This is a genomic window from Ferdinandcohnia sp. QZ13 (genome assembly GCF_031324165.1).
Taxonomy (GTDB): domain Bacteria; phylum Bacillota; class Bacilli; order Bacillales; family Bacillaceae_L; genus Ferdinandcohnia.
Genome location: NZ_JAVIVW010000001.1, coordinates 2,061,668 through 2,073,170 on the forward strand (window position 1 = coordinate 2,061,668; position 11,503 = coordinate 2,073,170).

An 11,503-nucleotide genomic window follows, 5' to 3' on the forward strand; every position below is an offset into this window, starting at 1 on the left:
CCTGTGAAATTTCACGACAAAATTTCACAGGCTTTTCATTTTAGAGGATTGTTTTATCCCAACCTCTACCTTTATAAGGAAACTTACATTTATTCAAATACAGCTACTAAGCGTCCTTTTACTTCATGATTTTTCAGTTTTTCTATACCTTTGTCGACTTCTTCAAACGGGATTGTGATAAGTGCTGGATTCATTTTTCCAGTAGCGAAGCAATCATATACACCTTTTAAGTCTTCTACGGATCCACCATTGCTTCCTAAAAGCTTAATTTCTTTTGTAATCATCAAGTAAGTATTGATATTAGATTCTAATTTACCCATACCAACAATGACAACTGTTCCTTGAACTTTTACAGCTTCTAATGCATCAGAAGTTGTTTGTCCAAAACCAGCAAAGTCAACAATGACATCGCATTCTGCTTCTTTCATATCTAGAACCGTGTCGTAAACTTTATTAGCCCCTAGTTCTTCAGCAAGTTTTCGAGCTTCTGGAGATACATCTGTAGCGTATACTTCGCAACCTTTAATTAATGCCATTTGTAGAGCAAATTGGCCAAGTCCACCGATACCGATAATTCCTAATTTTGTACCTTCTTTTGCTTGTCCAATACTGAAAAGAGCACGATACGCTGTGATTCCAGCATCTGTTGAAGCTGCCCCTTCTACAAAGGAAACGCCTTCAGGAATGATTACTAATTGATCTGCTGGAACACGCACTTTTTCTGCATACCCGCCGTCATAGTTATACCCAGCAGTTACTTTTGTTTCTCTATTCATTGGGTTAGCCCCAACACGATCTCCAACTTTAATACCTTCAACACCTTCACCCACTTCAATAACAACCCCAGCAAACTCATGCCCCATAATAACTGGACCATTTGGGAAAAGTGGCATCCAACCTGGATCTTGTAATGCTGCAACGTCTGAATGGCATAGACCAGCAGCTTTCACGTCTATCACAACGTGACCTGGAATCGCTTTCGGATCTTCTTTTTCAATCAATTCTAATGGTTTATTTGTACCTGAAAATAGCCAACCTCTCATACTATCTCCTCCAAGTTGTTCAAATCTTATTTTTTTAATAATTCTAGCTACACTTATAGTTTACTAGGTTTCGCTCCCTGTAAACCATCCTTAATATTTGCTATAATGTTGAAGAAACCAACATTTTCATCAAATCTGTCTAATAGGAGAGGAATATGATGAAATCCACTTCCCCCCAAGCGATGCGGACAAAGAATTTCTTAAAAAAGGCATTTATTGAAATGGTACATAAAAAGGGATTTAGTGCTGTTACGGTGAAGGACATCGTTGATTATGCGCAATATAATCGAACAACCTATTATGTGTATTATCAAAACATATACGAGCTTGTTGAAGAGTTAATGGATGAAATGTTTGAAGCCATTCAATATTACAGCATGTCTAAATACCAAAGCGAAAGTCGGGTAAAAGTAGAAGAGTTAACAACAAACTCCTTCGATTTGTTGTATTATATTTACGATCACCGTGATTACTTTACATTATTACTTTTAGAAGACACCTTGCCACACATTCACCATCAACTGCCTGAAGCGATATTTAATTTATTGAAAAATAAATTTGAATTTCAATACGATGTGTCTTCTGTTGATGATTACCACCAAAAGCGTTATATAGCATATGGTACGGCGGGGTTAATTACGGACTGGATTGCGCATGATTTTGATGTGACACCCGGTGAAATGACAGATCGTCTCATACGTATTTTAAATACCTTTGCAAGAGGGTTTGTTATCAAAGAAATCGACACTTAACAAACTTTAGAAATATGTATTTTCATGTGTTGCGTGAATAGATAATTATTAATAACCTTGTAAAATAAAGAAAATGACGTTTGCCAATTCATACGACATTTCTTATGTCATCATTTTAAATTAGTTGGGAGATACACTCTCGTTAACAAGCAAAAAAGAACGAATTCCACCAAAATCGGAACTCGTTCTTTTAATATAATTATGATAACCTCCAACAACGCGAACGCTTCGCAATGTCCAGAGTGTATGTGGCAACACAAAAGATGTTGGTGAGTTTAATTTATTATTTTAGTGGGATTAATAGATAAAAGATAATTGTAGAGATAAGAAAACGCACAAACAAAAAATCAATTATGGTAGTAATTTTGGGTATTATTTTCTACGATGGATGAGTCCACCTAATGTTGACGTTGTAACGACCATAATTCTTCTTTAGTCTATTTTTAAAATGAATAGCTACCTTAAATATAAATAGCCGAAAATAAATTTAGCTAGCTATTCTTTGCTTGACTTAGGCTTTGTTTTTATATCCAATGACATAGTCCGAGTCAGTCGGTTCGGCGGGCACGGATTAGAGTTAGCCCAGCGAGGACGATACCGATAAGTCCCACCAATATTGCCACTATGGCCCCTGCACGCCCATTACCTGTGCCAAAACCACCCGTGGAGTTGGCAAGATGCAGTCCAGCGAGGACTATACCAAACAGCCCCACCACAGCGGCAACGATTGCCCCGACTTTCCCATTGCCAGTTCCGAAATTACCCTTGGAGCGGGCCAGTGACAGCCCACCTATAACTACACTTATTAGTCCCACCACTGCAGCTACAATTGCCCTCAGTCGCATTGGGGTAAATCCGAATCCGATATTACCGTCAGTTACTTCAGCAGAGACAATTGTTGGCACAAGTAGAAGTGTACAAATTGTTATGAATGAAACTATCTTAATATTCATTAGTTAATTACTCCCTTCTGTTCTGTTCTATTTGCAAACTGGATTAATTCGGATATCATTGATTTCTATTCTCATCATCATGCTTAACCAAATGTAACGATAGTTCAAACGCTTTTGTGAATCTTTTATCTTTCCGCATTACTTTTTGGCTCTCTAACCAATGTCACAATCCCCGCAACTATAAAAAACAAGGCAGGAATAGCACCAAATAATGAAATGATGCTAATCAACACTGATACAATAATCAATCCCCATCCTACAATTTTCGGATTGCAATTTCCTTTCAATAACATTGCGGCACTTGCTCCAAGTACAATTCCAATAATTCCGGAGAAAATAAACATAGTTCCAGATTGGCTTAACTGATCCAGTGTGTAGGCATTTTGGCTTTCACTCCAACCAGAATCCAAGTATCCTAGAAAAGCCTCATTATTCTTAAGGTATAAAAAGACAGCACCAGTCCCAACCATGAGTAGGCTCATGAGCACTCCAATAACACTTAATACGATTTCTCCTATACGTTTCATATGAATAAACCTCCTTTCAAACAAACTAACTTTTCCGTATTCAGATACTTAAACTCAAACCTTATTCATCGATTTTAAAAGTCAATGACCAATCGGATCAGTCATGTTTTCCCGACTCTAATACAAAAAATAGAATTATAGACTTTCTATGGTTTCACCGAACCATTAATGCAAGTTATACTAATTGTGTTTTTTGGATACCGACATATTCGTATTCTCTCGTTGAATGAATATTTTTTTCATTCATTCACATTGATGTAAAAACATACGCCACTTTTATAAGTAGCGTTCTATGATTCTGCAGACAGCCCATCAACAATTATTTCTGCCAGTAATTTAATTACTTGTGGATAATTTTGGCTGTCTATTTCATCGTGATGGATATCAACAACAACCAGCGCCTTAAAAAGACTTATCATTGTATCTAAATCGATATCCTGACGGAATTGACCGGACTCCCGCCAGCGTTTAATACTGTCGATTAAAAAACTGTATACAAAGCTGTTTTGCCAATCGTCGCTATCTTGATTATGTTCCATAATGAGTTGGCTAATCTCGGTATTCTGATACCATTCAGCTAAAATTGCATTATGTTTACCTATTTGAAGGACCTTTTCAAAAAATTGTCTAACAACTTCCTTTGGCGATTGATCAGTGTCGATTTGCGAAATGATTTTGCGCTTGGCCTGTTCATTTTCAGCCAGATAAACTTCACAGAAAATCTGTTCTTTTGAAGTGTAGTATTTATAAAATGTACCGACTGCTACATTTGCTCGGTTTGTAATTGCTGCTATGTTAGTTTTCTTAAATCCTTGTTCCGAAAAAATAGCACGTGCTGCGTCAAAAAGGGTTTGTCGTTTATCTGGATGAATCAAGTTTCATCACCCTCCTCCATGATTTTTGAATGAATATATTTTCTATTCATTCACTATGATATGCAGTATAAAATGAATTGTCAATACAAATATACATCTTACACTAGTAGAAATAATAAATGTTAGGGCGGTTGTTGTTTTTTCCTTTATCAAAAGCTCCCAAAATCCTTTACATTTACCTTTTATTAATAAGTTTTTGTTCTCGTAATCAATGTATAAGAACTTACTTATTTATATTAAATAAGATTCTGAATTCATAGTGGCTTTTTACAAATTCAGGGTCTTTTTGACATTTTATTTTTTGGTTATAATTTCATCAATTTGATACCGCTTTGACTTGACTTGTATAGCAATTGTAAACTATTTCAACACTAATTGCGCGACCGTTTCTACATGGCTTGAGTGGTGATCGCAGATAAATATAGGTGTAGTGGTGTTTTCCTAAAAATGATTACATAATTTAACTTACTTATGATACGGTTTACCGTTGTTATTTGAGGGACAAAAAATGAGCATTGGGAACTGTAATTCTCAATGCTCATTTTGAGTTACTTGACATTCGGTAGTAATTGGGAATAGTATTCATTCTTGATTAACACACTGGCTCTCTCCATAGATCTCATTAATTAAGCTGTTCAATTCCGAAGCTTAGCCAGTAACTCATCCATCTATAACCAGAAGATGTGATATTACTTTTTTTCTAACGATCCTGAAGAAAAAACACCCTTATGTAATACGACAGCACGCTTTGGCAGCCGGGCAACGGTTTCAGCAGAACAGCTAGCTTGAACAAGGACCGCTGTTGCTTCGTCACCAATCTTTGGCCAAATTTGAACTCCGTTTTGATTTAAAGGTGTAATACCTCCTGTTGCGAGAGCCAACGATTGGGATAAATTATACTCATTGCTCCATCCGTATAATTGGGCTGCAAGATGTGCTTTCTGAAGTATATCCCCGATCCCAAACGGTGACCAATGGTCTATAATACTATCATTTCCAAGTAGAACTTCTACTCCTTGCTTTTGAAGTAGTGGGATTGGCATAACGTTTTTACCTATTGGAACAGTTGAAGCAATTGAGATACCTAATGAGGCTAAACGATTTGCAAGCTCAATTCCTTCTACTTCAGCTATGGAGGCAAGTGAAAATGCATGACTGATCGTTACTTTTCCCTCTAAACCAGCCTCTTCTGTAAAATCTGCCAATCTAGTAATAGCTTTTATTCCCGTATCCCCTCCTTCATGGAGATGTATATCAATGCCCACATTGTAGTCAACTGCGATTTGTACCATGGTTTCCAATGATTTTTCCATATTGCCATCAACAATTGTCGGATCAAGTCCACCAACATGAGTGACCCCAAGCTGCATCGCTTCACGCAACAGCCCTTCGACATTGGAACGAAGCAATCCATGTTGTGGGAAAGCCACGATTTCATATGAAACCTTATCTGAATAATTCTCTAAAGCACTCTTTAGTTTTTCGAGATTTTTTAAACCGATTGTTTGGTCAATATTACAGTGACTTCGAATATATGTTGAGCCATAGCTAAGGAGTCGCTTAATGAGTTTTTCAGCTCGTTCCTGAGCAGTTGGAAGTAACTCTGGAAGTAACTCTTCCTCTAAAGCAATCATGTCAAATATTGTTTTTCGGTTTGCACCCGCTCTCCATGGTCCTCCATAATAAGTTTTATCTAAGTGGATATGCATTTCCTTAAAGCTAGGGAGAAGAAGCATGCCTTTCGCATCATAAATATCAATATCTCTTTTATAAGGCTCATTTATCCCTTGAATTTTTGTTATTACACCATTCTCAATTTGGAGATTACGCAATTCTGTTTCCGTTCCAACAACCTCATCATTTTCAAATTGAAATCCACTTTCTAATCGAACATTTAAGAGTATGAACGAGTTCTTTTTATGAAGTTCTTCATTAAAAATATTTCTTTCTTCCATTTGGTTACTCTCCTTTGTTTGAATCTATTTTTTTCCTAGTAATTTAAGAGAATGTTCTTTGTGCAAATGGTACAAAGAATTAGTAGGATCATATTTAATTGCATTCTCAATTGCTTCTATTGCTTCTTCATGTTTTCCGAGTGACCTTAGGCTGTTAGCTTTGTGAAATGAGAAATCGTACCGATGTGGTTGAAGAGCCAAAAGCTTGTCCATCACACCAACGGCTTCCTCATGTCTACCAAGTTCTCTTAAATAATTTGATTTATGGTATCGGTAAAAGGTACCATTTGGGTCCAGTGCAAATGCCTTATCATATTCAGCAAGCGCTTCCTCCTGTTTTTTCATCAACCGGAAGCATTGGGCAGTATAGAAATAAAAGTCTAAGTCGTTTGAATCTATCGCTAAGGCCATCTCAAATTGCGTGAGTGCCTCTTTATACCTCTTTGCTTCTTGTAAAAAATACCCTTTATAAAAATATAAATCTACATTTTCAAAGTCACTTGCAAGGCCATGATTTATGGTAGCAATAGCTTCTTCGTACTTATCTTCCTTGTAGAGTGATTTAGCTTTTTCGATATTACAATTTTCTACATATTCCTTGTTTAAGATTTTAGCAACCTTTACTTGATTGAGTTTTACTGCATGCTGAATTGCAGACTTACCGTCTCTATCTGGTAAGTTTACATCCGCTCCCGCTTCAACAAGAAGTTGGATAACTTCAGAAAACAAACGGCCACCATTTCCTAAAATAACTGCTTCTAATAAAGCAGACCAACCCAAATCATTCACATGGTCGACTGGAACTCCGGCATCTAAACAAACTTGAACCGTCTTTAAATACCCTTTTTCACTAGAAGGCAGTAAAGCCGTACCACCAAATCGATTTACACTTTTGAGGTCTGCACCATATTTAAGCATCATGCTTAAAATTTCATGAAATCCGTTTGCACCCGCGCAAATAAACGGAGTTAACTGGGTAATATCTCTTGTATTAACATCACTTCCAGCTTCTAATAACAATTGAACAACATGAATTTTATTTTTTTGTGTAGCCGCCATTAAGGCGGTTCTACCACCCTGATCCTTATAATGAATGCTTGCTCCTTCTTGCAGAAGGCGCTTAACATCCTCCAATACTCCATTTTCACTTGCAATAATTAGGTCCTTATGTAAGGTTTTTATTTGCATCGGTAACTCCTTCAGTAACTTAATTTTACTCTCTATAATTAACTATATTTTGCCGCTGAACGTTAAAGTATTTTCACTATTTCTTTAAGTCAGCTAGCCCTTTCTAGCTTATTTAGCACAATGAAATTATAAATATTTTATGCAGATTTTATCCATTTACTATATGACTGTCTATGTAATTTTATAATAATCTTTGATATTTGATATTCAATGAAGACACCAAATTCAATAAATAAAATAATTAACCAATCCTTGCAACCCACAAGTTGATAGACTTATATTACCAAACCCCTGATAAAATAAGAAAGACCCCAAATTCGATAATGAATTCAGGGTCGGCTTTGCAATCATTTTCTTTGCTGAATTATTTAATTACCAACTAGGTTACCGCTTCAACACGGCTTGAGTGGTGATCGCAGACAAATTGATGTAGTAGTGTTTATCTTTTTCACTTGTATTTACTTATGATGAGGTTCTCCGTAATTAACCAAAATGATGTTATACAAAGAACCATAACACATACTTAGCATAAAAAATCATCCAATATCTTCCCTGCCGTTAGTGTGTCGAAGCAAAAGCAGTGGAGGTGGAAAGGAATGCTAGCAATGTCTGAAGTTAATTGTATCAAAATATTACAACTCATAACTCTCAACCTATAAATGAAATTTAAAAACATTTGGGATCAATTGGCGAACTGCAAAGAAATATGAATATGATATTCATTTTCTTCATATAATTAACAAGATTTTAACCCTACCGTAACTTGTATCAATGGAATATTTTGTACAATAAAACTAAAAAGTTTAGGAAAAAGGTAGGCGTTGTGATTAAAAGAGACTATTGATGATTTGGTGGGGATGTGGGAAAAAAGGCGTCTGATCCCAAACAAATTAAGAATGGCTCCCAATGGAGATATTTACCTGTTATAATCTATGTGATTAGGAAAGGAGGAAGTTTGATGGGAAGAAATAGCATTAAAGCAGGAAATGAAATTATTATTCCAGAAAATCCTGTATCCTCGTATTTATTTAACAACACACGTTCTGCTTGGATTTGGTTAATTATCCGTTTGTATGTTGGATACATTTGGTTGACTTCAGGCTTAGGTAAATTTGGAAACCCAGCTTGGACAGGAGAAAATGCCGGTGCAGCCATTAAAGGCTTTGTTGGTGGAGCGATTGAAAAATCAGAAACTAGCGGTGATGTTGCAGGCTGGTATGCAATGTTTTTAGAAAACATGGTACTGCCAAATGCAACTGTCTTTTCCTATATGGTTGTATTTGGAGAAATAGCAGTTGGCTTAGGATTAATCTTAGGACTGCTTACAGGAATTGCTGCTTTCTTCGGAAGTATTATGAATGCTACATTTTTATTTGCAGGTACATTAAGTGCAAACCCTGTACTCTTTATTCTTGCAACCTGGCTAGTTCTAGCTTGGAAGGTAGCAGGCTGGTATGGACTAGACCGCTGGGCATTACCTCGTTTAGGTACGCCGTGGACACGAAGCAAACAATAAATTTAGTCACTATCTTTTTTATCACCAGAAGCAGGATTTCCACTTAACAGGAACCTGCTTCTTCTTTTATAATCACTTCACATAACGATTTTCCATCAGCCCCTTTAAAGCCGTTATTCTTTTCCTACATTTGTTTCCAGTACCATTTCAATGAAATTGAAATATTACATTTTTTGATAGTCTAAGAGATGTTAGGATATTGACATTGTAGTCTCCATGGTGTCATCCGCTAGCACGATGACGTTGTATTGAAAAACTAGAGAAACGTCTAAGCAAGTGGCAATACCTCCTGAAGTAACGAAAATAACTCAGATTTTTTGGATGCTTCTTTTCGCTGCATGCTAATACTTTCCGCAAAATATTCCTCTTCTTCTTCTAATTCCTGATCGTATAACACTTCCAATTTTCTAGTTAACACTCCATAAAAATAGGAAAAAGGATTATGAACAGTATTTCTCTTTAGCTTGATAAGCATTTGTTTGAAGGCTTTTATCGATAACTCAATCATATCTATACATTCCCCGTCACGATTGTGTTTACTAGCTGCAATGATTGTCATTTTCCAATATTCCTCGATTATTTTTGATTCAGGAAAAAATGGTTTTATTGCTTCCACAAAGGAAACAGGAACTCGATCACTTGTAAATGTGAAATCGAGAGGAGCGTCTTTACGTTCTTTTATATTTTGTTTAGTTTTCAAAGGATTACTAGTTTCATTAGGGTGGTTCAAAATTTCCGTTTCAGGTGGTTCATGATGAGTTGAAGTCATTTCAGGGTAACGATTAAACACATAAAGATTGCTAGATTGTGAGCCATTCTTGCGCTCCGTTTCATAAACCGTAAAAATACCTAAAGCCACAGCTTTTTGAATCATCCGTTTAAAAGTAGAACGAGACACGCCATTGCCATTGTATTCCTCATGGATGGACTTCAGCATCGTACCTATCTTTGCATTGCAAACCCCTGGGATTTTTGCAGAATAACGAACAAGGCGTTTTAACCCAACAAGCTCACCTTTTGAAAAATCATCCTTGTATTGAAGCATCCACATCTCCATATGTCTGTTGAATTCCTGTAAACTACTAAAATTTGAATAGCCCTCAAACTGATCAATTGTGCCCGATTTTAAATTCATACGAATGCACCACCCTTTCATTGTTGTTATAGAAAGGTGGTGGTAAAAAAAGGGCATCCGTTATGAATTTTTTTGTGGTGAATTTGTGAACGAAAAAAGGAACTTCCCCCAGTGTGTACGATTCACACACTGAGGTAGGTTCCTTAATTGTCACCATTACAGAGAGATATTACTCCCCCGGTAGCTTTCCAGGCTCCAACACTGTGCAGTTAGGGTCAGCTCTAAGTACTGCTTCTGGACCATGCGGGCTGTATATTGCAACTAATTTAAGCGTTTCCCAGCCAGTATTAACTGTGGAATGGTATACTCCCGCAGGTATATGTACGCACATACCAGCTGTAATTTTTGTTGGAGGACCGTCGTTTACAGTTTGTTCACCTTCACCCGAAACTACATAAAGAACTTCCTCTTCCTCTGGATGGTTATGCCGACTATGCCCTTTTCCTGGATTTAAATTAACGATTCCCATACTAAATTTTTGTGCATCTGTTACGCGTGGCTCACTTAACCACTTTAAAGTTCCCCAGTCAAAAACTTGTGTTTCTACATCCTCCGGGTTTACGTATCTTAATCCTGCCATTTCAATTACATTGCACATCTTTCTTCCTCCCTAATTGTTTTTTGAGTTTTCTGTTCTGCTTTTCTCACATTATAATTTCTAGTTATTTGTGACATCGACCTATTAAAATACTGTAAATGATGGACCAAAACAGCTAATAATAGGTTTATTACACGGTTAAATCCTTAAACCTACGGGCTTGTGCCTCAATAGCTGGTTCAGTGGATAAGCGTTCAATGCTGCTAGCCCCAAAGAATCCAGCAATACCTTCAGTATGTTCAAATATATATTGTGCATCTTCCGGTTCGGCAATTGGACCCCCGTGACAAAGCACGATAATATCCGGGTTAACTTTTACAGCGGCATCACGCATTGCTTGAACACTTTTCGCTGCTTCTTCAAGTGTTAGTGTGCTTTTTGCTCCAATGCTACCTTTCGTAGTTAGGCCCATGTGAGGAACAAGTACATCCGCCCCTGCCTCCGCCATTTTTACTGCTTGTTCTGGTGTGAATACGTATGGACAAGTGAGCAGACCCAGTTCGTGGGCTTGACGAATCATCTCGACCTCTAAGTCATATCCCATATTGGTTTCTTCAAGATTGGCGCGGAATATTCCATCGATTAGACCAACAGTTGGAAAGTTTTGAACCCCGTCAAATCCCATATCTTTTATCTGACGTAAGAAGTTTGGCATCAATCTAAATGGGTCAGTTCCACAGACACCTGCTAAAACAGGTGTATTTTCTACCACTGGGAGTACTTCAGATCCCATTTCCATTACAATTGCATTGGCATCTCCATAAGGCAACATGCCTGCAAGACTCCCCCTCCCCGCCATCCGATAGCGACCTGAATTGTAAATAATAATGAGATCAACGCCACCTTTTTCGGCGAACTTTGCGGAAATCCCAGTTCCTGCACCAGAACCTATAATGGGTTTTCCATCATTAATTTGTTGTTTCAATCGTTTTACAACTTCTTCTCTCGTAAAATTAGCCAT

11 protein-coding genes are annotated in these 11,503 nt (G+C 37.2%); 2 read left to right on the plus strand and 9 right to left on the minus strand.

The features are described 5' to 3' along the window. Positions 1 to 89 precede the first annotated feature (89 nt). Positions 90 to 1,043 carry a zinc-binding dehydrogenase gene (locus tag RGU12_RS10000; RefSeq protein WP_309535950.1) on the minus strand — a complete coding sequence of 318 codons (954 nt, stop codon included), beginning with the start codon at positions 1,041 to 1,043 and terminating at the stop codon, positions 90 to 92. A 158-nt stretch (positions 1,044 to 1,201) separates the two neighbouring features. Here RGU12_RS10000 and RGU12_RS10005 point away from each other — a divergent pair, with 158 nt between their 5' ends. Beyond that, complete coding sequence (locus RGU12_RS10005; protein ID WP_309535951.1) at positions 1,202 to 1,795, plus strand: TetR/AcrR family transcriptional regulator; 594 nt, start codon at positions 1,202 to 1,204, stop codon at positions 1,793 to 1,795. Between the two features lie 548 nt (positions 1,796 to 2,343). On the opposite strand, the gene RGU12_RS10010 is transcribed toward RGU12_RS10005, so the two are convergent. From RGU12_RS10010 to RGU12_RS10030, 5 genes are all read right to left on the minus strand, one after another. Beyond that, a complete protein-coding gene (locus RGU12_RS10010; RefSeq protein WP_309535952.1) occupies positions 2,344 to 2,748 on the minus strand; it encodes a DUF6223 family protein in 405 nt (134 codons plus the stop codon). 125 nt (positions 2,749 to 2,873) lie between these two features. Beyond that, positions 2,874 to 3,275, minus strand: coding sequence for a DUF4064 domain-containing protein (locus RGU12_RS10015; protein WP_309535953.1), 402 nt, complete (start codon positions 3,273 to 3,275; stop codon positions 2,874 to 2,876). Between the two features lie 290 nt (positions 3,276 to 3,565). Continuing rightward, positions 3,566 to 4,150: a TetR/AcrR family transcriptional regulator gene (locus RGU12_RS10020; RefSeq protein ID WP_309535954.1), complete on the minus strand. Its 585-nt coding sequence runs from the start codon at positions 4,148 to 4,150 to the stop codon at positions 3,566 to 3,568. A gap of 689 nt (positions 4,151 to 4,839) precedes the next feature. Then, positions 4,840 to 6,105, minus strand: coding sequence for an amidohydrolase (locus tag RGU12_RS10025; protein ID WP_309535955.1), 1,266 nt, complete (start codon positions 6,103 to 6,105; stop codon positions 4,840 to 4,842). A 24-nt stretch (positions 6,106 to 6,129) separates the two neighbouring features. Then, positions 6,130 to 7,293 (minus strand): ankyrin repeat domain-containing protein, encoded by a 1,164-nt coding sequence (locus RGU12_RS10030; protein WP_309535956.1) that lies wholly within the window; start codon positions 7,291 to 7,293, stop codon positions 6,130 to 6,132. Between the two features lie 958 nt (positions 7,294 to 8,251). Here RGU12_RS10030 and RGU12_RS10035 point away from each other — a divergent pair. Further along, a complete protein-coding gene (locus RGU12_RS10035; protein WP_309535957.1) occupies positions 8,252 to 8,809 on the plus strand; it encodes a DoxX family membrane protein in 558 nt (185 codons plus the stop codon). A gap of 268 nt (positions 8,810 to 9,077) precedes the next feature. On the opposite strand, the gene RGU12_RS10040 is transcribed toward RGU12_RS10035, so the two are convergent. The 3 genes from RGU12_RS10040 to RGU12_RS10050 all read right to left on the minus strand — a co-directional run bounded on the left by RGU12_RS10040 (position 9,078) and on the right by RGU12_RS10050 (position 11,503). Further along, the gene (locus RGU12_RS10040; protein WP_309535958.1) at positions 9,078 to 9,944 is read right to left on the minus strand and encodes a hypothetical protein; all 867 of its coding nucleotides are present in this window, start codon (positions 9,942 to 9,944) and stop codon (positions 9,078 to 9,080) included. 169 nt (positions 9,945 to 10,113) lie between these two features. Continuing rightward, on the minus strand, positions 10,114 to 10,542 hold the full coding sequence (locus RGU12_RS10045) for a cupin domain-containing protein (RefSeq protein ID WP_309535959.1): 429 nt from the start codon (positions 10,540 to 10,542) through the stop codon (positions 10,114 to 10,116). 130 nt (positions 10,543 to 10,672) lie between these two features. Continuing rightward, entirely contained in the window at positions 10,673 to 11,503 is an 831-nt protein-coding gene (locus tag RGU12_RS10050; protein ID WP_309535960.1) for a phosphoenolpyruvate hydrolase family protein, read from the minus strand.